This is a genomic window from Niallia sp. FSL W8-0954, assembly GCF_038005605.1.
GTDB classification, from domain to species: Bacteria; Bacillota; Bacilli; order Bacillales; family Cytobacillaceae; genus Niallia; species Niallia circulans_A.
Map to the genome: position 1 here is coordinate 3,688,696 of NZ_JBBOTN010000001.1, position 21,698 is coordinate 3,710,393.

Below are 21,698 nucleotides of genomic sequence, written 5' to 3' on the forward strand. Positions count from 1 at the left end.
ATTACAAAGAAAAGTCCGATTTTTCCTCTATCCATTTTCTTAATTCTCTTCTGACTATTTTTCCTGAGGCATTGCGTGGGATTTCTGATATAAAAAATACTCTTTTGGGGATTTTATATTTCGCTAGAACATTTGTGCATTTTTCGATAATTGTATTCTCTTGTATTCTTTCATCTGTTACGATAAACGCAATCGGTACTTGCCCCCATTTTTCATCTGGAACTCCAATCACTGCCGCTTCTTTTATCCCGTTCATTTCAGTCAGTACAGCTTCGATTTCTGCTGGATAAACATTTTCACCACCCGAAATAATTAAGTCAGACCGTCTATCTAACACATAGAGAAATCCTTCAGAATCTATATACCCTATATCTCCTGTAAAAAACCAGCCATCTTGTAAATGATTCTCTTTATTTAAATAGCCTTTTGATACATTTGGCCCACACACTTTAATTTCGCCTACCTCATTTGATCCTAAACAATGTCCTGCTTGATTAACAATTTGTAATTGGGCGGGAAACAGTGGCTTTCCGGCTGAACCTATTTTTCTAATACTGTCCTCTGGCGAGAGGGTGACAATTTGTGAGGCAGTTTCCGTCATTCCATATGAATAATAAACAGAAATCCCTTTATTCATACATCGAGTCAGCAGTTCTACTGAGGCTGGTCCCCCACCTAAAAGCATATACCGGAAATAGGGTGGAAACTTATCATGAGCTGCCTTTTCAATTCGCTCTAGCATCGTGGTGACAACCGATATAATCGTTACTTTTTCTTTCCATAAATCCTCTAATACCCTCTTTACATCAAAGGAATCATGTAAAACGACTTTCATCCCATAAATGATACTTCTCATTAAAATCGAATATCCGCTGATATGAAATAATGGGACTGTACATAACCAGGTATCCTTTTCATATAGGCCTGCATTCAACGTATTTCCCACGGCACTCCACCAGTGATTACCGTAAGATTGAATAACTCCCTTGGGAAGTCCGGTTGTTCCTGATGTATACATTATCGTACAAGTGTCCTCTAATGACACTTGATCCTTTTCTATTGGCTCTATGTAGGTACTTTCTGTTATATTTTCTTTATAAAATACAGTCAATTCTTTCTCTTCTTCAAGCACAGCTACCTTCTCTTTAAACGCTTCTTCTGAGATTAAATAGGAAACTTTCGCATCGTTTATTTGATAAGCCATTTCTTTCGCTGTTAAGCGATTATTAAGAAGGACTGCCTTTGCTCCAATAATTTGCATAGCAAATAAGTGCAGTACAGTTTCTAAATCACTTTTAACAAGAAACCCCACATAATCTGTGTCCTTTACTCCAATGGCCGACCAAATCCCTGCACGGTAATAAGCCTTTTCATATAATTCTTTAAATGTTAGTCTTTCTTCTTTAAATACAATTGCCTCTCTATCTGGTGTTAAATGCGCTCTATTTTTAATAAAATTCGGAAGTATTTCTGTCATAATTTATTATCCCTCTTTTCTATACAAACAAAGGTGACACTATTATTAGCATGTCCATTAAAACACCATTGCTAAAAACGAGTGTCACCCTTGTATCTATTAATTAATATGAATGAATTGCGATTCCATCTCTTGGATAGCTAACTTTTCATTCATCCTTTTCCATTAAGGAAAACGCGGGAATTGTCCAAAATCAGGTTTGCGTTTTTCCTTAAAGGAATCTCTTCCTTCTTTTGCTTCATCTGTTGTATAGTAAAGCAAAGTTGCATCACCAGCAAATTGCTGTATACCAGCTAAACCATCTGTATCTGCATTAAAGGCAGCTTTTAGGAAACGAAGAGCAGTTGGACTTTTCTCTAAAATCTCCTCACACCATTTAATCGTCTCTTCTTCTACCTTTTCTAACGGTACTACCGTATTTACTAATCCCATATCTAGTGCTTCTTGGGCATTATATTGACGGCATAAGAACCAAATTTCCCTAGCTTTTTTATGGCCAACGATTCTTGCTAAATAACCAGAACCGTAACCAGCATCAAAGCTACCTACCTTTGGACCAGTTTGTCCAAAAATAGCATTATCTGCAGCAATCGTTAAATCACAGACAATATGCAGCACATGTCCTCCACCAATGGCATATCCTTTTACCATCGCAATGACAGGCTTAGGAATAACTCTGATTAAACGTTGTAAATCAAGGACATTTAGGCGGGGAATTTGATCTTCTCCTACATATCCACCATGACCTCTAACTTTTTGATCTCCACCAGAACAGAATGCTTTATCGCCTGCACCAGTTAAAATGATAACTCCTACATTACTGTCATCTCTTGCCATTGCAAACGCATCAATTAATTCACTAACGGTTCTTGGCGTGAATGCATTATGTACATGAGGTCTATTAATTGTAATCTTGGCAATACCATTATATGTTTCATAAATGATTTCTTCATATTGTCTGCCAGCTACCCATTCCACTGTCATTCTTTTTCCTCCTTATTAATAGGGCTGAACATCTATGTTCAGCTCCTTAAAAACTCCAATACTATTGTACCAAAAATTTCTGGTTTCTCCACATGAATTGCATGACCAGCATCATTTATAGTTAAATGCTTTATTTTTTTATTACAGTCAACCATTTCTTCAGCGATTTGACAAAACTTTTGATCAAGTTCTCCTGTAATTAACAATGTTTCTATTGATAAGCGAGAAAGAGAGGACCAATACGAATTTTGTGCACCTGTCCCCATCCCTCTTAAACTATTTGCCAATCCAACTGGGTTATTAGCCAGCCGTTGCTTCCTTATTGCTTGCTTTGCATCTTCACTCAGTATCTTTTGGCTTTTAAACAATGGGATTTCCTCCCATTTGTTCACGAAGTTTATTATTCCTTGTTCAAGGATAGAGTCTCCCAATTTCTCATCTTGTATTCGTCTTTGTTTTCTCTCTATATCCGTTCTCAAGCCGGGAGAGGAACTTTCCAAAATAAGTTTTTTCACTGTCTCAGGATAATTCATACAGTATGCTAACGCTAACCTACCACCCATCGAATAACCTAATAAATGAACAGTAGCCAATTGAAGATGATCAATGAGCGCTTTTAAATGAGTGACACTTTCTTGCATAGTATACTTTTCTATTTCTTCCGGCGAATCTGTCTTTCCATGACCGATAATATCGACCGTAATAACCGTATACTTCTTCTTCCATAAAGGAATAAATGGAATCCAAGTACCACTATCCCCAGTAAAACCATGTAATAATAAAAGAGGTTCTCCTTCTCCTTCAACCGTTACATGATAGCTTATATCCTTTAGTTTGATAAACATAGGCTTCACCTTTTTAATCTAATTGATCTAACACCTTTAGAATCCGATTCGTCATTTGCCGATGTTCTAATAGATTATTTTCCCGATTGGTTTGTATTTCCCATACTCGTAAGCCTTTCGTGAAATCACTATCTTGGAATAATGTTTGTAAATTGTCCCAGCTGTTAACAAGCTTATATTGTCCCTTGTACATTTCCACTGCATGCTTAAAGTCAATATTTAGAGGCGTTCCAAATAATAATTCAAAATGTCTCGGCAGTTCTACTTGAGGAAGAAATGAAAAGATTCCGCCCCCATTATTATTTATTAATATGACAGTGATTGGAAGCTGATATAGCTCAGAAAGAATTAAACCATTTAAATCATGGAAAAAGGTTAAATCCCCTACAATTAAAAAGAGCGGCTGCTTAATAACCCCTACTCCGAGAGCAGTAGATATCGTCCCATCAATGCCATTTGCTCCTCTATTTGCAATAATAGTTACCTTTTTATTTTGTTTATGAAAAAAAGTATCCAAATCGCGAATGGGCATACTATTACCTACAAATAAAACGGCATCATTCGGAATCATTTCACCCAAGCAATGAAAAAGCTTCGCTTCACTCATTTCTTGAATTTCTGCTGTTTTTGTTAATTCCTTTTTGGTTATCTCATTGATTTCTATCCATTTATTTAAATAGTGATTTATTGAGCAAGGAGAAACAAACGATGTAAGCTTCTCACAAAAATAACCTTCTTCACAATAAACCATTTCTGTTGTCAGCTGATTAGGATCACGGTAGCCGCTTCCCCCGTCTATTACAATCTGTTTTGCTCTTTCATTTTCTCGTAAGAAAATAGTTAATGGTTTAGAAATCGGCATACTGCCAAACCGAATAACAATATCCGGTTTTAATAGTGATTTAATCCTTTCATTTCGCAAAAACGTATCATATGTGTCGATGACAACTTCCATGTCCGCACTCTTACTTCGTAGTTGGGAAAGTGGATCAGCTATAATCGGAAAACCTGTTTTTTCTGCCAATTGCAGTATTTTCAAAGAAAAGTTCTCTTTATCCATCTCTCCGCAGATGATAATTCCCTTTCTTTCCCCTTTAGCTTCCAAACTTGCTGCTAAATCATGAAAATAGGAATCATCAATCGTAAACTCCCCATTTTTAATCTGAATAGACCTTGATTCTTGATCCTCTCGACGATAGTGTTCTAAATTATCTAAATCAGGGATTAATGGCTCTCTCAATGGAATATTCACATGCACTGGACCGCTAGGATGCTGTTTTGCCATCGCCACCGCTCTAGCCCCCACCGTTTTAGCATATCTTATCATACCTGAACTATTATCAGGTGTAGACATTTCCATAAACCATTTAACATGCTTTCCATAAAGATCTAATTGATCAATCGCCTGCGGTGCTCCCACATCTCGAAGTTCATGGGGCCGATCTGCCGTCAGTACGATTAATGGTATGCGAGAAATCTTCGCCTCTACAATTGCCGGAAAATAGTTTGCAGCGGCAGTACCAGATGTACATACTAATACAGTTGGTTTTTTAGACGCCTTCGCTATTCCTAAAGCAAAAAAGGCAGCTGATCTTTCATCAATATGAACATGAAGCTTTATATCCTCTTCTTCTGCAAGCAATAAACTGATGGGGGTTGATCTTGATCCTGGACTGATAACAGCATGTTCAACCCCGTTTTTTACCAACTCGGATATTAGCGCATCCAAATAGGCAGTTAACTGTTGCTGATGACTCATTTTATTTTCCTCCTAACGCAGTTAGCATTGGCTTAAATTTAATTGCAGTTTCTATATACTCAGATTCTGGATCAGAGTCAGCAACAATACCGCATCCTGCAATAATTGTTGCAACATTGCCATCTATTAAGCCAGAACGGATGCTTACTGCAAATTCTCCATTGCCCTGGTAATCAAGCCAACCGATAGGAGCACCATACATCCCTCTATCTAATCCTTCTACCTCTCTAATAACCTTTAAGGCTTCCTCTCGAGGAAATCCACCAAGAGCTGGAGTTGGATGCAATAAGCGTATGAAGGAAATTAGGGATTCTGTTTCTTTTACCTTCCCGCTAACTGGAGTATAAAGATGTTGAATATCTCTCATCTTCAAGATTTGTGGGTTTAATGGCATTTCTACCGTACTACAGACTTCCTCCATAGCATTCTTTATCATTTTAACAACATAATTATGTTCTTCTCTATTTTTGGAATCCGAAAGCAAGGCTTGCGCAAGCGCATCGTCTTCTTCTTTGTTTTTTCCTCTCGCAATTGACCCGGCCAGACAGGTAGAAAAAACAGTTGGACCTTCTTTTTTTACCAATCTTTCTGGAGATGCTCCGATGAAACATTTATTCTTTGCTTCCAAGGCAAATATATAACCATTGCTTTGTTGTTGTATTAAATTTTTTAGCACAAACTCTGTCTCGACGTCATTAGAAAAATGCACTTGACTAGCACGTGCTAACACTACTTTTTTTAAATCTTCATTTAACTCATTTATTACTTTATTAACTTTATTCTTCCATGTTTCTTGATCGATCTCAGTAATCATTTCAATTAAAGGTAAAGAAGGAGGAGATGCTTCTGCTCTTCGATACACAATAGAATGCTTTTTTAACTCCGCTTTTGCATGATCCTGTTTATCTGATGGAATCATTATATTTGTAGTAATAAATTGACTTCCATTTATTTCACTTAACATAAATTGAGGTACGTAAAAATGGGCTTCCCCGAAGCCATCCCAGACATGCGTTTTCTCTTTTAATGGATCAAAGGAGAAACCACCTAAAAGGACTGGTCCGATCCCTATTTCATTGTATTTGTTAAATACTATTGCATCATCTAACAGCTGCCTCCATTTTTTTTCTACAAATGAATAAGAGTTTTCCCCTAATGAATACTCAATCCCTTCACAAATGCCTATTCCTACAAGCATGTTTTTTTCAGAAGGATCCTTCCAAAAAAAACGTTTTCCTTTATAGGAGCTGTAATTGGAAAAGAACTCTAGAATATCTATTTTCTTTTCTAGCTTCTTCACTTCACTAACTAAGACAGTAGGAGAATCACTTTCCTTTATTATTGTTTGTACCATTATTCCTTTGCTATCATTCATCCCTTTGTAAATCCCCCTAAAACTAATCAAGAATATAAGCCTTGATTATATTGGTTCAAAGATATACGCCACTTATTATTTTAGCATATTTTACGATACACCTGTCTTTAATATTATGTCAATCATAGTGAATTCTTAATGCACTTTTCAACTATTTATTTTTCTTAAGAAAAGGCTGCACAAATGGAAAACTAGGTTTGATAACCATAAAACAGGGAAATTTATGAACAGGTTGTCTATATATACTAATAGTAGGAACAGATAAGGATGTGTTTACCTTGTTATCAACAGAACAAATAAATCATTTAAAAAAAGAATTAGAAGACAGAAAAGCAACTTTACTAGATAGAACAAACGGATACGCAAGTGAAGAAAATGCCTTGGAATCAGTTGGAGAATTATCCAGTTATGATAACCATCCAGCAGATCTAGGAACAGAATTATATGAAAGAGAAAAAGATTCTGCCTTAGAACAACATGACCAATCTGAATTACAAAAAATTAATAGCGCCTTAAAGGCAATAGAAGACGGTTCTTATGGAATTTGTAAGGTTTCAGGTAAAGAAATTCCTTACGAAAGATTAGAAGCAATTCCGACAGCTCTTACGCTAAAAGAATATAGTGATGAACAAACTATTCCAAATGATCAACCTATAGAGGAAGATATTCTAGAATTAGCTCATGGCAATGAATTTCGTCATTATGATACTGGCGATGTTAGAGACTACGATGATAGTTTTCAAGAGGTAGCTCGCTATGGAACTTCGGAAACGCCCTCAGATTTACGAGGTGATTTCGAAGATTATGACAGTCTCTACGATAGAGAGAACGACGATGATACTTTCCCGGAAGATTATGAAAACTTTACAGCTACAAATATTGATGGAACAGAAAGAGCAGTATATCCATCTAAAGATCAAGAAAAATATGAACAAGCATTAGATGAGGAAGGAATTGAAGCTCCCTTTGGTGATGTTCCATACCATAAATCAGATGGATATATAGAGGAGGATACAGAAGACGAGGAGGAATAAGAGACTTTTAGATAAAACTAAAGGTTCAATAAGTGAAGGTGAATATTTTTGGTTTAATTTTCGTTGGGAACTTTATTGGATAATAAAGGAGTCGGAAAATAAACCAGCCTGTATGCTCGAAGAATTCTATGGGAATGGCGTGAGAACGGTGTGGTCTAACAGGAGAACTCACCGCTCGCCCCATAGAAAACAAGGTGTCTCAGACATGGATGAAACCACAAACCTTCTTTATTTAAATGAATTAAAAAACCAAACAATTATACGAAACTTATTAGCATCTCCGTAAAATTGCTCGGTTTTATATCGGTTGGATTCCTTTCCTCCGACCTGCTCCTAAACAATTAACTATAAGGTTTTATACGCCAAATATCCTCTGCATATTCCTTTATTGTTCGATCGCTTGAAAAATGTCCCGACATCGCAATATTTACAATGCTTTTTCGCAGCCAGCCTCGTTTATTCTTAAATGTCTGGTTCACCTTTTCGTGAATGCTTGCATAAGAATTAAAATCTTTTAATACAAAGAACTGATCATTCTCTATTAGTAAAGAATCAAAAATAGGATCAAATTCACCCACTGGATGATCATAAAAACCATTTTTTAATTGATTCACTACTTCATGAATTCTATCATCATGATAAAAATACTCTCGAGAACTATAGCCACCATTTTGATAAAGCTCTAATACTTGATCTGCGTTCATCCCAAAGATGAAAATATTATCATCTCCCACTAATTCATGCATTTCAATGTTTGCTCCATCCATTGTTCCAAGTGTCAATGCACCGTTCATCATAAATTTCATATTACCAGTGCCTGACGCTTCTTTACTTGCGGTAGATATTTGCTCACTTACATCAGCAGCTGGAAAAATATGTTCCGCTAAGGAAACTCGATAATTTTCTATAAAAACAACCTTTAATTTATTTTGTATTCTTTTATCATTGTTAAGTTTATGGGCAACTGTATTAATTAATTTAATTATCTTTTTTGCATAATAATATCCCGGTGATGCCTTTGCTCCGAAAATAAACGTTCTAGGCTCCATATCAATGGATGGATCTTCTCTTAATTTATTATAAAGAGACATAATGTGCAAAATATTTAATAATTGTCTTTTATATGCATGCAGTCTCTTTACTTGAACATCAAAAATAGAGGAAGGGTCTACAAGAATTCCATTCTTCTCCTTAATTATCTTTGCAAGTCTTTCCTTATTACTTTGCTTAATTACTGCGAGATTTTCTTGTAAATTAGCATCTTCTTGATAATTTAATAATTCCCTTAATAATTCTGGCTGATCGACCCATTTATCACCAATTGTATTAGAAATTAAGTTTGTAAGCTTAGGATTAGCCTTTATTAGCCACCTTCTATGTGTAATTCCATTCGTTTTATTATTAAACTTTTCTGGATAGAAGGTAAAAAAATCAGCCATTTCTCTTTTCTTCAAAATCTCAGTATGGATTTCCGCTACTCCATTTACACTATAGCTACCAACTAATGCTAAATGAGCCATCTTAATCATGCCGTGGGCAATTATCGCCATTTTTTCAATTTTCAAAAAATCTCCAGGGTACTTTTTCCATAATTCCATACAGAAACGTTCATTTATTTCATCGATTATCATATAAATTCGGGGTAACAGGGGTTGGAAGATATAGATTGGCCATTGTTCTAATGCTTCAGATAACGTGGTATGATTGGTGTAAGAAATAGTATTTGTAGTAATTTTCCAGGCTTCATCCCAGCCTAATCCTTCCTCATCCATTAATATTCTCATTAGCTCCGGGATTGCCAAAACGGGATGTGTATCATTTACATGGATGCTTATATAGTGATGCATTTCACTAATATTTTTATATTGTTGCTTATAATTTCGAATAATGGATTGCAAGCTTGCAGAAACTAAAAAGTATTGTTGTTTTAACCGTAAGATCTTTCCCTCATCATTGGAATCATCTGGATATAAAAAGCCAGATATCGATTCTGTTTCTCTTTTGTAACGCATTATATCCTTTACATCTTTTGCGACTAAGGACGATGGTTCAGCATTCCATAGCCTTAATGTATTAACAGTCGTTGTATGATAGCCGATGACCGGTACATCATGGGGAACTGCTGTTACAGTTTCGGCATTTAGATGCCGAAACTGTAACTTTCCATTCTTCTCATACATATCAATATTTCCCCAGAAATAAATATCAACAGCTAAGTCTTCCTTTCGAACTTCCCAAACCTGGCCTTGCTTTAGCCATTGTTCTGGCAATTCAAGTTGGTATCCATCAACAATTCGTTGTTCAAATAAACCATGTTTATAACGAATCCCCATACCATGCCCTGGTAAGTCTAATGTAGCTAAAGAATCCAAAAAGCATGCTGCTAACCTTCCTAATCCACCATTGCCTAATCCCGCATCGTGTTCCATATCTTCCACTTCAAAAAAGTTAATTCCAATATCTCCCAGACCTTCGATAACAACTTGATCAATACCTAAGTTAATTAAATTATTATGAAGCAATCTTCCTAATAAAAATTCAATAGAAAGATAATATACCTGTTTCCCATTATTGTTACGACTTTGTTCATTCGTCTGAATCCAATTTGAGCTTACATATTCTCTAATCATATGCCCTAACGTTTGAAAATGATCACTACTTGTTGTATCTTCAAAGGTCTTTCCATAAGTCATTTCAAGCCTTTGTAAAAAATATCTTTTAAAGCGTTCTTTATTAGAAAACATGGGATTCACTCCTCGAAATAAGCTCTGCATATAACTGATTATATTTAAATGCAGATTGAGCCCAGCTATTATCCATCGACATGGCATTCTTCATTAACTTATGCCATACCTCTTTTTCCTCTTTATAAAAGTGAATGCCTCTCCTAATCGTGTATAGCATATCATGGGCATTGAAATTGGTGAAACTGAATCCATTTCCTTCCTCTGTCCATTCGTTATAAGAGAAAACAGTGTCATTCAGCCCTCCTGTCTCTCTCACAATAGGGATATTCCCGTATCGTAAAGCAATTAGCTGCCCTAATCCACAAGGCTCAAATTTGGAAGGCATTAAAAACAAGTCTGCACCTGCGTACAGCTGATGGGCTAAATTTTCATCAAAGCCAATATAAGCTTTACATTTGTCAGAATACGTATATTCCATCTCACGGAAAAAGTTCTCAAATTCAGGATCTCCTGTTCCTAATACGAGAAACTGTACATCTTCTTCCATTATTTCATGAAATATATGTCTAACTAATTCTAATCCCTTTTGACTAGTTAATCTAGTAATCATACAAATGATTGGAATTTCTAGATCTTCCTTCAATCCAAATTTTTGTTGGATGAATCGCTTATTTTCTTGCTTTTTATCTAAAGAAGTAACTGTATAATTTGCTGCAATTACCGGATCTGTTTCTGGATTATATGTTTCTTCATCAATCCCATTTATAATTCCATATAAATCCGGCTCTCTCTGCTTTAATACATTATTCAGCTTCTCACCATAATATTCTGTTTGAATTTCGTTTTTATAGGTAGGACTTACTGTCGTTATCTTGTCAGCAGCGATAAGTCCCCCTTTCATCAAATTAACATTTCCGTAGAATTCAAGATTATTTGTTGTGAAGTAATAATCGTTTAGATTGAATAAATCACCAAGAACCTCTCTTGGCAATATTCCTTGAAACTGAAGATTATGTATGGTGAATACAGTCTTAATATTGCTATATTCTTTTTTCCACTTATAGTCTACATCCAATAAGAAAGGAATCATAGCTGTATGCCAATCATGGCAATGAATAATATCAGGATAGTCAGCTAAATAGGGTAAACTCTCTAGTACGGCTCGATTAAAGAATGCAAAGCGTTCTCCATCATCACCATAACCATATAAACCACTTCTCTTAAAATACCATTCATTATCAATGAAATAAAAAGTAATTCCATCTACTTCTAATTCTTCAATTCCACAGTATTGATTTCGCCAACCTACTTGCACAAAGAAATAGCATCTTTTCTTAACATTAGCAAGTAAATGGGCTGGAATATCTTGATACTTTGGCATAATTACTGCTACATCCGTACCTTGCTTCTTTAACTCTTTAGGAAGAGAACCAGCTACATCTGCCAGTCCCCCTGATTTTATAAATGGTACACATTCTGAAACTGCAAATAATACTCTCACGAATTCATCAACGCTCCTTGCACTGTTCCTTTTCTAACTACAAAGGGAGAACTAGCAGTACCAATCATCACAGTACCACTTTCTACAACCACATCTTTATCTAAAATAACCGAGTCTAGGTCACAATTTTCCCCAATTGTACACTTTTGCATAATAATACAATTTTTCAAGCTTGAACCTTTTCCAACCTTAACCGCTCGAGAAATAACACTATTTGTAATATCGCCTTCAATAAAACATCCATTTGCTATCATGGAGTTTTTCACTTCACCTGTACTTGTATATCGTGTAGGTGGTTCATCTTTAACTTTTGTAAATATTGGTCTTTCTTTTATAAAAAGCTGATTCCAGACTTTGGCTTTTAATATATCTTTACTTACATGAAAATAACTAGATATTGAATCTATTTTTTCGGCATAGCCGTTATATTCATATTCACATATTTTTAGCTGATTATTCATATCTAACACAACATCATTCATACATGTATAACCTGTAACTGCTCTTGTTTCTATTAAATCAATTAGCTTTGATTTCTTAATTAGATATATTTCTAATGAACTTCCATTATTCGTAATCTCCGTTATATCACAGCCAGAAGAGAGATGCCGCTCTAATACAGGATTAAAATTCATATTAAACACAGTAAAACAATTTGCAACTAGAGCATATTCTTGCTTGCTTCTCTGAAAATAATCCATATTTGCCGCAAAATGATTAAAAGAACCTATTCCATCTGTATTTGTTTCGGTCAAAGATGCCGGGAAAAAGAACAATCCATCTCTCTTTCTATCTAAATCCCAGTTTTTTCCCGATCCTAAATGATCCATTAACGAGCGATACTGATACTTTGGAAAAATTGCAACACTACCTATTCCAGAGTTCACCATATTGGAAAGGACAAAATCTATTAAACGGTACCGTCCGCCTATCGGAAGTGCAGCAAGTGTGCGATGTGAAGTTAATTCTTCTAAATCTTCCTTATGTGTTGTTGCATCAATAATGCCCAGCATAGATCTTATCATCTTAATCCCTCCTATCTAGTTTGTTAGGAAATCACTTCATTAACCATTTCTTCTGTTACAAGGACTACTTCATTTGAGTCTTTTCTTGGTTTAATGACCATTCCATCTGGTATGGTTATGTCAGAAGGGACAATAGCCTTTTCAATATAAACATTATTACCAATCTTCGCATCTGGCATGATAACTGAACTCCGAATAATCGTCCCTTCTCCTACAGTAACACCTTGAAAAACAATTGTTTTCTCTAAATTGCCACTAATAATACACCCTTCATTCACCATCGACTCTTTCACATGTGCATCACTAGAAATATACTGTGGTGGATGATTGGGATTTACTGTATAAATTCTCCAATTATAATCAGATATATTTAATTCACAATTATCATCCAATAAATCCATATTTGCTTCCCATAGACTTTGAACAGTTCCAACATCTTTCCAATACCCTTTAAATGGATAAGCAACCACCTTTTTCTGTTTTTCTATGAGTAAAGGAATAATATCCTTTCCAAAATCATGGGAAGAATTTTTATTTAAATTATCTTCTACAAGTAATTCCTTCAAAACACGCCATTTAAAAATATAGATTCCCATCGAAGCTAAATTATTTTTTGGATGTTTAGGCTTCTCTTCGAATTCTACAATGTTCATCTCTTTATTTGTATTCATAATTCCAAATCTACTCGCTTCTTCCCATGGTACTTGAATCACAGAGATAGAAGCGTCTGCTTTTTTATCTATATGATATTCAAGCATCTCTTCATAATTCATTTTATAAATATGGTCTCCTGACAAAATAAGAACATATTCAGGATCATATTGAGACAAGTAGTTCTGATTTTGATAAATAGCACTTGCTGTTCCTGTATACCATTTCACTTCTGATGACTCACTATATGGAGGTAATACGGTTACTCCTCCATTAACACGGTCTAAATCCCATGCACTTCCTATTCCAATGTATGAGTTTAAAACAAGCGGCTGATATTGCGTTAAGACGCCAACAGTTTCTATTCCCGAATTGGAACAATTACTTAAAGTGAAATCGATAATTCGATATTTACCTCCAAAAGGGATTGCTGGCTTTGCTAGACTTTTTGTTAAGGAATAAAGTCTACTCCCCTTTCCTCCTGCTAATAGCATTGCGACGCACCGTTTCTTTCCCATTTCCCTTTCTCCCCTTCCGGTGTTGAACTGGACGTAAAATGATTATACTGAAAGCTGGTATCGTTAGTTGAACAGAATAAGGTTTTCCATGAAACTCTACTTTTTCTGCTTTTATTACCTTTTTATTTATATAATTAGCTCCACCAAATCTATCAGTGTCACTATTTAATATTTCTCGGAAAGAGTTATTTAAAGGAACGCCGACTCTGTAATTTTCATATGTATGATAAGTGAAATTACAAATGACGACTAAATAATCTTCTTCTTTTTCTGCCTTGCGTATAAACGAGAAGATAGACTGTTCTCTATTATTTACATCAATCCAATCAAAGCCATCATTGATATGATCCAACTGATACAAAGGTTTGGACCTTTTATAGATTTTTAGTAATTCCTTCATATACTCATTTGCTTTTTGATGCATCTCATAATCTAGCAGCATCCAATCTAACTGTTCTTTATCCTTCCATTCAGCAAAATGTGCGAATTCATTTCCCATAAATAATAATTTTTTTCCTGGATGTGCCATCATATATCCTAAGAGGAGTCGGAATTGAGCAAACTTTTGCCAATAATCTCCTGGCATCTTATCTACTAACGATTTCTTTCCATGAACAACTTCATCATGTGAAAATGGTAAAACAAAATTTTCGGAAAAGGCATAATGTAGGGAAAAGGAGACTTTATCATGTACTTGCTTTCGATTAACTGAATCAGTTTCCATATAGGTTAAAATATCATTCATCCAGCCCATATTCCATTTGTAGTGAAATCCAATGCCACCATAATGAACTGGTGCAGTTACTTGAGGCCAATCAGTAGAATCCTCTGCAAACATTAGAACCGTTGGATCGTATTGACAAACTGTTTGATTCAGTTTTTGGAGGAAATCGATTCCAAATTGGTTCACGCTATTTTCATTTGAATTTGGCCAATAAATAATATTAGAAACAGCATCAACTCTAAATCCATCTACATGGAAATATTCCATCCAAAAAATTGCATTTGAAATTAAAAAGCTTTGGACTTCATTTTTTCCTAAATCAAAATTGGCTGTTCCCCAAACATAATTTTCTCTATCCACAGGATTCTTATAATCATATTGACTAGTTCCATCAAATTGATAAAGACCATGCTCATCTTTACAAAAATGTCCAGGTACCCAATCTAATATCACGCCGAGCCCATGTTGATGACATTGATCAATGAAATACATCAAATCCTTTGGCTCTCCAAATCTACTTGTTGCAGAATAGTATCCTGTACCTTGATATCCCCAGGAGATATCGAGTGGATGTTCTACTAAGGGCAGCACTTCCAAGTGAGTAAATCCTTGTTCCACAACATATGGAATTAATTCATCAGCAAGTTCTCTATAGGTATAAAGATCTCCATCCTCATGGATTTTCCATGATCCTAAATGGACTTCATATATAGCAAGGGGTTCATTTAAATAGTTCTTTTTTGTCTTTTTTTGTTTCCATTTTGTATCGTTCCACTTATAACCTTCCAAGGAATAAACAATGGAAGCTGTATTAGGTCTTACCTCGGAAAGAAAAGCATAAGGATCAGCCTTAAGAAATACTCTTCCATCAGGTGCAGTTATTTTATATTTATACATAACACCCGTTAAATCCCTCTCTACATTTAGAAGCCACACACCTTCCTTATTAATTTTTTCAAGGGAATAACCTTCACCATTCCAATTATTAAAATCCCCAACCAATTGAATACTTAGAGCATTTGGAGCCCAAACACAAAAACTGGTATAAATCTCTCCATTTTTATGATGAATATGAGATCCAAATAATCTATAGCTCTCAAATAAGTTTCCTTCGTGAAATAAATGTAGTTGAAATTCTGTTGGATATACTGTCTCCACTGTCATCCTACTTTCTATTACAAATAATATTAAGTGTGTAAATTTTACACTTTGTACATTGCAATTCCCTTTTTTTTTGCTTCTAAAACAATTTACGGTATTCCTTGCTAAAAAATTAGTCATTTAATTTAATTTGATTAATTTTAATATTCTATCAATAGAAGGGAAATCCTTTTTTGTTTTTAAAATTTTATGATACTATAAATCTTTTTATGTTTAATTGACTCATTTAGATTGTGAACTTTTAACATAGTTTTTTTATGAAGAGAATTCTAAAATAAATGGCTAACATAAGGAAGGATAAGGATAATAAGTAAAAGGGAAGAAGAATATTTAAAAGAACAAATAGGGAAAGAAATCAACCTTTTTTTTGAAGCACCAGATAAAAAAATCTAGCAACTGATCTGTTTAGAGGTCCCGATACTGGATTTCTTTCTGACTTTGATTTAAAGAATCCAGGGAATAGATTATTTACAAGTGAGGATAAATGGGAAGAAAATCTAAGGAGCGGAAAATTTTAATTGATACAAACTTATAAGGTCTCCTTAACTATAGAGAATTTATCAAAAAGAACCTTATCTTATAAGAAATAAAAAAACTGATAGCAAATGCTATCAGTTTTTTATGACCCGTACGGGATTCGAACCCGTGTTACCGCCGTGAAAGGGCGGTGTCTTAACCACTTGACCAACGGGCCAATGGCGGAGAAGGAGGGATTTGAACCCTCGCGCCGCTTACGCGACCTACACCCTTAGCAGGGGCGCCTCTTCAGCCTCTTGAGTACTTCCCCAAAAAAAATGGCTCCGCAGGTAGGACTCGAACCTACGACCGTTCGGTTAACAGCCGAATGCTCTACCACTGAGCTACTGCGGAATATTTTTATGGTGGGCCTAAATGGACTCGAACCATCGACCTCACGCTTATCAGGCGTGCGCTCTAACCAGCTGAGCTATAGGCCCATATATGGAGCGGGTGATGGGAATCGAACCCACGACATCAGCTTGGAAGGCTGAGGTTTTACCATTAAACTACACCCGCATATTTTATTTTAATGGGGCGACTAGTGGGAATCGAACCCACGAGTGTCGGAGCCACAATCCGATGCGTTAACCACTTCGCCATAGCCGCCATTATACATATTATTTATTTTAGATTGCACTAAAATGGTGGCTCAGGACGGAATCGAACCGCCGACACAAGGATTTTCAGTCCTTTGCTCTACCGACTGAGCTACTGAGCCAATTTATATGGCGGTCCGGACGGGACTCGAACCCGCGACCTCCTGCGTGACAGGCAGGCATTCTAACCAACTGAACTACCGGACCAGATTGCGGGGACAGGATTTGAACCTGCGACCTTCGGGTTATGAGCCCGACGAGCTACCAGACTGCTCCACCCCGCGATAATATTATAATTTAATTTTTATGGAGGAGGAAGGGGGATTCGAACCCCCGCGCGGTTTGACCCGCCTGTCGGTTTTCAAGACCGATCCCTTCAGCCGGACTTGGGTATTCCTCCTCAATAATATGGTGGACCTTGTAGGACTCGAACCTACGACCGGACGGTTATGAGCCGTCTGCTCTAACCAACTGAGCTAAAGGTCCATGGTAATATGTATGGTAGCGGCAGAGGGGATCGAACCCCCGACCTCACGGGTATGAACCGTACGCTCTAGCCAGCTGAGCTACGCCGCCATCATATTAAGAATTATAAAATTGGTGGAGCCTAGCGGGATCGAACCGCTGACCTCCTGCGTGCAAGGCAGGCGCTCTCCCAGCTGAGCTAAGGCCCCATGTAATGAGAATAGTGGTCGGGAAGACAGGATTCGAACCTGCGACCCCTTGGTCCCAAACCAAGTGCTCTACCAAGCTGAGCTACTTCCCGAAATATAATGGCGCGCCCGAAAGGAGTCGAACCCATAACCTTCTGATCCGTAGTCAGACGCTCTATCCAATTGAGCTACGGGCGCATTAATATAAAAACAATGGTGCCGAGGACCGGAATCGAACCGGTACGGTAGTCACCTACCGCAGGATTTTAAGTCCTGTGCGTCTGCCAGTTCCGCCACCCCGGCATTGTTTTATGGAGCGGAAGACGGGATTCGAACCCGCGACCCCCACCTTGGCAAGGTGGTGTTCTACCACTGAACTACTTCCGCATGTATTTAACTGATAATAAATTGGTGCGGGTGAAGGGAGTCGAACCCCCACGCCTTGCGGCGCTAGATCCTAAGTCTAGTGCGTCTGCCAATTCCGCCACACCCGCTTAATACTATTTTAAGTTTACTAATGGTGAGCCATGGAGGATTCGAACCTCCGACCCTCTGATTAAAAGTCAGATGCTCTACCGACTGAGCTAATGGCTCATTAGATGGTGCCGGCTAGAGGACTTGAACCCCCAACCTACTGATTACAAGTCAGTTGCTCTACCAATTGAGCTAAACCGGCATATAATAATCGTCAAAATAATGGTGGAGGATGACGGGATCGAACCGCCGACCCTCTGCTTGTAAGGCAGATGCTCTCCCAGCTGAGCTAATCCTCCATATATAACGCCTGGCGACGTCCTACTCTCACAGGGGGAGAACCCCCAACTACCATTGGCGCTGAGAAGCTTAACTTCCGTGTTCGGTATGGGAACGGGTGTGACCTTCTCGCTATCGCCACCAGACTTTTCTCAAGACACATTTTATTATACATGTTTTTGAGACTTTTTCAAGTATAATTTTAGAAAATTATTCCCTGAAAACTAGATTATGGTAAGAAGAAAGAAACAAGTAATCATTTTGTTCAGCTCTAATGCCCATAAACAGGCATTTCCGCTTTTCATTTTAGTTAAGTCCTCGATCTATTAGTATCAGTCAGCTCCACATGTCGCCACGCTTCCACCTCTGACCTATCAACCTGATCATCTTTCAGGGATCTTACTAGCTTGCGCTATGGGAAATCTCATCTTGAGGGGGGCTTCATGCTTAGATGCTTTCAGCACTTATCCCTTCCGCACATAGCTACCCAGCGATGCCTTTGGCAAGACAACTGGTACACCAGCGGTGCGTCCATCCCGGTCCTCTCGTACTAAGGACAGCTCCTCTCAAATTTCCTACGCCCACGACGGATAGGGACCGAACTGTCTCACGACGTTCTGAACCCAGCTCGCGTACCGCTTTAATGGGCGAACAGCCCAACCCTTGGGACCGACTACAGCCCCAGGATGCGATGAGCCGACATCGAGGTGCCAAACCTCCCCGTCGATGTGGACTCTTGGGGGAGATAAGCCTGTTATCCCCGGGGTAGCTTTTATCCGTTGAGCGATGGCCCTTCCATGCGGAACCACCGGATCACTAAGCCCGACTTTCGTCCCTGCTCGACTTGTAGGTCTCGCAGTCAAGCTCCCTTGTGCCTTTACACTCTACGAATGATTTCCAACCATTCTGAGGGAACCTTTGGGCGCCTCCGTTACTTTTTAGGAGGCGACCGCCCCAGTCAAACTGCCCACCTGACACTGTCTCCCACCCCGATCAGGGGTGCGGGTTAGAATGTCAATACAGCCAGGGTAGTATCCCACCAATGCCTCCACCGAAGCTAGCGCTCCGGCTTCCAAGGCTCCTACCTATCCTGTACAAGCTGTACCAAAATTCAATATCAGGCTGCAGTAAAGCTCCACGGGGTCTTTCCGTCCTGTCGCGGGTAACCTGCATCTTCACAGGTACTATAATTTCACCGAGTCTCTCGTTGAGACAGTGCCCAGATCGTTACACCTTTCGTGCGGGTCGGAACTTACCCGACAAGGAATTTCGCTACCTTAGGACCGTTATAGTTACGGCCGCCGTTTACTGGGGCTTCAATTCAGAGCTTCGCACTAACGTGCTAACCCCTCCTCTTAACCTTCCAGCACCGGGCAGGTGTCAGCCCCTATACTTCGCCTTGCGGCTTCGCAGAGACCTGTGTTTTTGCTAAACAGTCGCCTGGGCCTATTCACTGCGGCTCTCGCAGGCTTGCACCCGCAAGAGCACCCCTTCTCCCGAAGTTACGGGGTCATTTTGCCGAGTTCCTTAACGAGAGTTCTCTCGCTCACCTTAGGATTCTCTCCTCGCCTACCTGTGTCGGTTTGCGGTACGGGCACCCTAAATCTCGCTAGAGGCTTTTCTTGGCAGTGTGGAATCAGGAACTTCGGTACTATATTTCCCTCGCCGTCACAGCTCCGCTTATGTGGTAATGGGATTTGCCTCATTACCAGCCTAACTGCTTGGACGTGCTAATCCAACAGCACGCTTACCCTATCCTCCTGCGTCCCCCCATTGCTCAAACGATTTAAAGGTGGTACAGGAATATCAACCTGTTGTCCATCGCCTACGCTTTTCAGCCTCGGCTTAGGTCCCGACTAACCCTGAGCGGACGAGCCTTCCTCAGGAAACCTTAGGCATTCGGTGGATGAGATTCTCACTCATCTTTCGCTACTCATACCGGCATTCTCACTTCTAAGCGCTCCACCAGTCCTTACGGTCTAGCTTCAACGCCCTTAGAACGCTCTCCTACCACTGACATCAAAGATGTCAATCCACAGCTTCGGTGATACGTTTAGCCCCGGTACATTTTCGGCGCAGAGTCACTCGACCAGTGAGCTATTACGCACTCTTTAAATGGTGGCTGCTTCTAAGCCAACATCCTGGTTGTCTAAGCAACTCCACATCCTTTTCCACTTAACGTATACTTTGGGACCTTAGCTGGTGGTCTGGGCTGTTTCCCTCTTGACCACGGATCTTATCACTCGTAGTCTGACTCCCAAGAATAAGTATTTGGCATTCGGAGTTTGTCTGAATTCGGTAACCCGATGGGGGCCCCTAGTCCAAACAGTGCTCTACCTCCAATACTCTAAATCTTGAGGCTAGCCCTAAAGCTATTTCGGAGAGAACCAGCTATCTCCAAGTTCGATTGGAATTTCTCCGCTACCCACACCTCATCCCCGCACTTTTCAACGTGCGTGGGTTCGGGCCTCCATCCAGTGTTACCTGGACTTCACCCTGGACATGGGTAGATCACCTGGTTTCGGGTCTACAACCACATACTATTTCGCCCTATTCAGACTCGCTTTCGCTGCGGCTCCGTCTCTTCAACTTAACCTCGCATGTAATCGTAACTCGCCGGTTCATTCTACAAAAGGCACGCTATCACCCATAAAAGGGCTCTAACTACTTGTAGGCACACGGTTTCAGGATCTATTTCACTCCCCTTCCGGGGTGCTTTTCACCTTTCCCTCACGGTACTGGTTCACTATCGGTCACTAGGGAGTATTTAGCCTTGGGAGATGGTCCTCCCTGCTTCCGACGGGATTTCTCGTGTCCCGCCGTACTCAGGATACACTCAAGAGGGAACGAAGTTTCGACTACAGGGTTTTTACCTTCTACGACTGACCTTTCCAGATCGATTCGTCTACCCCGTTCCTTTGTAACTCCATATAGAGTGTCCTACAACCCCAAGAGGCAAGCCTCTTGGTTTGGGCTAATCCCGTTTCGCTCGCCGCTACTCAGGGAATCGCGTTTGCTTTCTCTTCCTCCGGGTACTTAGATGTTTCAGTTCCCCGGGTCTGCCTTCAGTACCCTATGTATTCAGGTAAAGATTCTATCCCATTACGGATAGAGGGTTTCCCCATTCGGAAATCTCTGGATCAAAGCTTACTTACAGCTCCCCAAAGCATATCGGTGTTAATCCCGTCCTTCATCGGCTCCTAGTGCCAAGGCATCCACCGTGCGCCCTTTCTAACTTAACTTAGTTTCGACCAAAGATAAGCGGCGTATCTCTTCGTCAGCTTCTTCACTCTGCTCCTCACGTACTGTCGTACGCTCTGGTGCTCGTTCGGTCGCTTCCTTGACCTACTTGCTTCTCTTTGCTCTCCAATCTTTGAAGGAGTATTCGTTTAATACGACTACTTTCCAAAGAAGTAATTCTCTAAAATAGAGAATC

11 protein-coding genes, 21 tRNA genes and 2 rRNA genes are annotated in these 21,698 nt (G+C 38.9%); 1 reads left to right on the forward strand and 33 read right to left on the reverse strand.

Annotation, left to right across the window (positions count from 1 at the left end; all coding sequences use genetic code 11):
• Position 1 precedes the first annotated feature (1 nt).
• The 5 genes from NX902_RS18165 to NX902_RS18185 all read right to left on the reverse strand — a co-directional run bounded on the left by NX902_RS18165 (position 2) and on the right by NX902_RS18185 (position 6,440).
• Positions 2-1,477, reverse strand: coding sequence for an o-succinylbenzoate--CoA ligase (locus NX902_RS18165; protein ID WP_341160886.1), 1,476 nt, complete (start codon positions 1,475-1,477; stop codon positions 2-4).
• Between the two features lie 165 nt (positions 1,478-1,642).
• Positions 1,643-2,461 carry a 1,4-dihydroxy-2-naphthoyl-CoA synthase gene (menB, locus tag NX902_RS18170; protein WP_095332522.1) on the reverse strand — a complete coding sequence of 273 codons (819 nt, stop codon included), beginning with the start codon at positions 2,459-2,461 and terminating at the stop codon, positions 1,643-1,645.
• A gap of 38 nt (positions 2,462-2,499) precedes the next feature.
• Positions 2,500-3,306, reverse strand: a complete 807-nt coding sequence (gene menH / locus NX902_RS18175; protein ID WP_095332524.1) for a 2-succinyl-6-hydroxy-2,4-cyclohexadiene-1-carboxylate synthase — start codon at positions 3,304-3,306, stop codon at positions 2,500-2,502.
• Positions 3,307-3,319: 13 nt separating this feature from the next.
• Positions 3,320-5,065, reverse strand: a complete 1,746-nt coding sequence (menD, locus tag NX902_RS18180) for a 2-succinyl-5-enolpyruvyl-6-hydroxy-3-cyclohexene-1-carboxylic-acid synthase (RefSeq protein WP_341160887.1) — start codon at positions 5,063-5,065, stop codon at positions 3,320-3,322.
• Between the two features lies 1 nt (position 5,066).
• The gene (locus NX902_RS18185; protein ID WP_095332528.1) at positions 5,067-6,440 is read right to left on the reverse strand and encodes an isochorismate synthase; all 1,374 of its coding nucleotides are present in this window, start codon (positions 6,438-6,440) and stop codon (positions 5,067-5,069) included.
• 269 nt (positions 6,441-6,709) lie between these two features.
• Between NX902_RS18185 and NX902_RS18190 the strand changes: the two genes are divergently transcribed.
• A complete protein-coding gene (locus tag NX902_RS18190) occupies positions 6,710-7,474 on the forward strand; it encodes a TraR/DksA C4-type zinc finger protein (protein ID WP_341123127.1) in 765 nt (254 codons plus the stop codon).
• A gap of 341 nt (positions 7,475-7,815) precedes the next feature.
• Here NX902_RS18190 and NX902_RS18195 read toward each other — a convergent pair whose 3' ends face one another.
• The 28 genes from NX902_RS18195 to NX902_RS18330 form a co-directional block, all read right to left on the reverse strand.
• On the reverse strand, positions 7,816-10,218 hold the full coding sequence (locus NX902_RS18195) for a glycogen/starch/alpha-glucan phosphorylase (RefSeq protein ID WP_341160888.1): 2,403 nt from the start codon (positions 10,216-10,218) through the stop codon (positions 7,816-7,818).
• The gene (glgA, locus tag NX902_RS18200; RefSeq protein WP_123258105.1) at positions 10,208-11,662 is read right to left on the reverse strand and encodes a glycogen synthase GlgA; all 1,455 of its coding nucleotides are present in this window, start codon (positions 11,660-11,662) and stop codon (positions 10,208-10,210) included. Before glgA ends, NX902_RS18195 begins: the two co-directional genes overlap by 11 nt.
• Positions 11,659-12,687 (reverse strand): sugar phosphate nucleotidyltransferase, encoded by a 1,029-nt coding sequence (locus NX902_RS18205; protein ID WP_095332536.1) that lies wholly within the window; start codon positions 12,685-12,687, stop codon positions 11,659-11,661. Before NX902_RS18205 ends, glgA begins: the two co-directional genes overlap by 4 nt.
• A gap of 23 nt (positions 12,688-12,710) precedes the next feature.
• Positions 12,711-13,856 carry a glucose-1-phosphate adenylyltransferase gene (locus NX902_RS18210; RefSeq protein WP_123260658.1) on the reverse strand — a complete coding sequence of 382 codons (1,146 nt, stop codon included), beginning with the start codon at positions 13,854-13,856 and terminating at the stop codon, positions 12,711-12,713.
• The gene (gene glgB / locus NX902_RS18215) at positions 13,804-15,744 is read right to left on the reverse strand and encodes a 1,4-alpha-glucan branching protein GlgB (protein ID WP_095332540.1); all 1,941 of its coding nucleotides are present in this window, start codon (positions 15,742-15,744) and stop codon (positions 13,804-13,806) included. Before glgB ends, NX902_RS18210 begins: the two co-directional genes overlap by 53 nt.
• Positions 15,745-16,363: 619 nt before the next feature.
• Positions 16,364-16,435: transfer RNA gene (locus NX902_RS18220), tRNA-Glu, on the reverse strand.
• A 2-nt stretch (positions 16,436-16,437) separates the two neighbouring features.
• Positions 16,438-16,528, reverse strand: a tRNA-Ser gene (locus NX902_RS18225).
• 8 nt (positions 16,529-16,536) lie between these two features.
• Positions 16,537-16,611, reverse strand: a tRNA-Asn gene (locus tag NX902_RS18230).
• Between the two features lie 9 nt (positions 16,612-16,620).
• A tRNA-Ile gene (locus NX902_RS18235) sits at positions 16,621-16,697 on the reverse strand.
• Positions 16,698-16,702: 5 nt separating this feature from the next.
• Positions 16,703-16,776: transfer RNA gene (locus NX902_RS18240), tRNA-Gly, on the reverse strand.
• A gap of 14 nt (positions 16,777-16,790) precedes the next feature.
• Positions 16,791-16,866: transfer RNA gene (locus NX902_RS18245), tRNA-His, on the reverse strand.
• A 36-nt stretch (positions 16,867-16,902) separates the two neighbouring features.
• Positions 16,903-16,978 (reverse strand) — tRNA-Phe (locus NX902_RS18250).
• A gap of 8 nt (positions 16,979-16,986) precedes the next feature.
• Positions 16,987-17,063, reverse strand: a tRNA-Asp gene (locus tag NX902_RS18255).
• Positions 17,064-17,066: 3 nt separating this feature from the next.
• Positions 17,067-17,140: transfer RNA gene (locus NX902_RS18260), tRNA-Met, on the reverse strand.
• Positions 17,141-17,163: 23 nt separating this feature from the next.
• Positions 17,164-17,256, reverse strand: a tRNA-Ser gene (locus tag NX902_RS18265).
• A 9-nt stretch (positions 17,257-17,265) separates the two neighbouring features.
• Positions 17,266-17,342, reverse strand: a tRNA-Ile gene (locus NX902_RS18270).
• A gap of 13 nt (positions 17,343-17,355) precedes the next feature.
• A tRNA-Met gene (locus NX902_RS18275) sits at positions 17,356-17,432 on the reverse strand.
• A 22-nt stretch (positions 17,433-17,454) separates the two neighbouring features.
• A tRNA-Ala gene (locus NX902_RS18280) sits at positions 17,455-17,530 on the reverse strand.
• Positions 17,531-17,545: 15 nt separating this feature from the next.
• Positions 17,546-17,622: transfer RNA gene (locus tag NX902_RS18285), tRNA-Pro, on the reverse strand.
• 8 nt (positions 17,623-17,630) lie between these two features.
• Positions 17,631-17,707, reverse strand: a tRNA-Arg gene (locus NX902_RS18290).
• 16 nt (positions 17,708-17,723) lie between these two features.
• Positions 17,724-17,812, reverse strand: a tRNA-Leu gene (locus NX902_RS18295).
• A gap of 9 nt (positions 17,813-17,821) precedes the next feature.
• Positions 17,822-17,896 (reverse strand) — tRNA-Gly (locus NX902_RS18300).
• A 22-nt stretch (positions 17,897-17,918) separates the two neighbouring features.
• A tRNA-Leu gene (locus NX902_RS18305) sits at positions 17,919-18,003 on the reverse strand.
• 24 nt (positions 18,004-18,027) lie between these two features.
• Positions 18,028-18,103: transfer RNA gene (locus NX902_RS18310), tRNA-Lys, on the reverse strand.
• A gap of 6 nt (positions 18,104-18,109) precedes the next feature.
• Positions 18,110-18,185: transfer RNA gene (locus NX902_RS18315), tRNA-Thr, on the reverse strand.
• Positions 18,186-18,206: 21 nt separating this feature from the next.
• Positions 18,207-18,282, reverse strand: a tRNA-Val gene (locus NX902_RS18320).
• Between the two features lie 9 nt (positions 18,283-18,291).
• Positions 18,292-18,408, reverse strand: a 5S ribosomal RNA gene (rrf, locus tag NX902_RS18325).
• A 160-nt stretch (positions 18,409-18,568) separates the two neighbouring features.
• Positions 18,569-21,504: ribosomal RNA gene (locus NX902_RS18330) — 23S ribosomal RNA — on the reverse strand.
• Positions 21,505-21,698 lie beyond the last annotated feature (194 nt).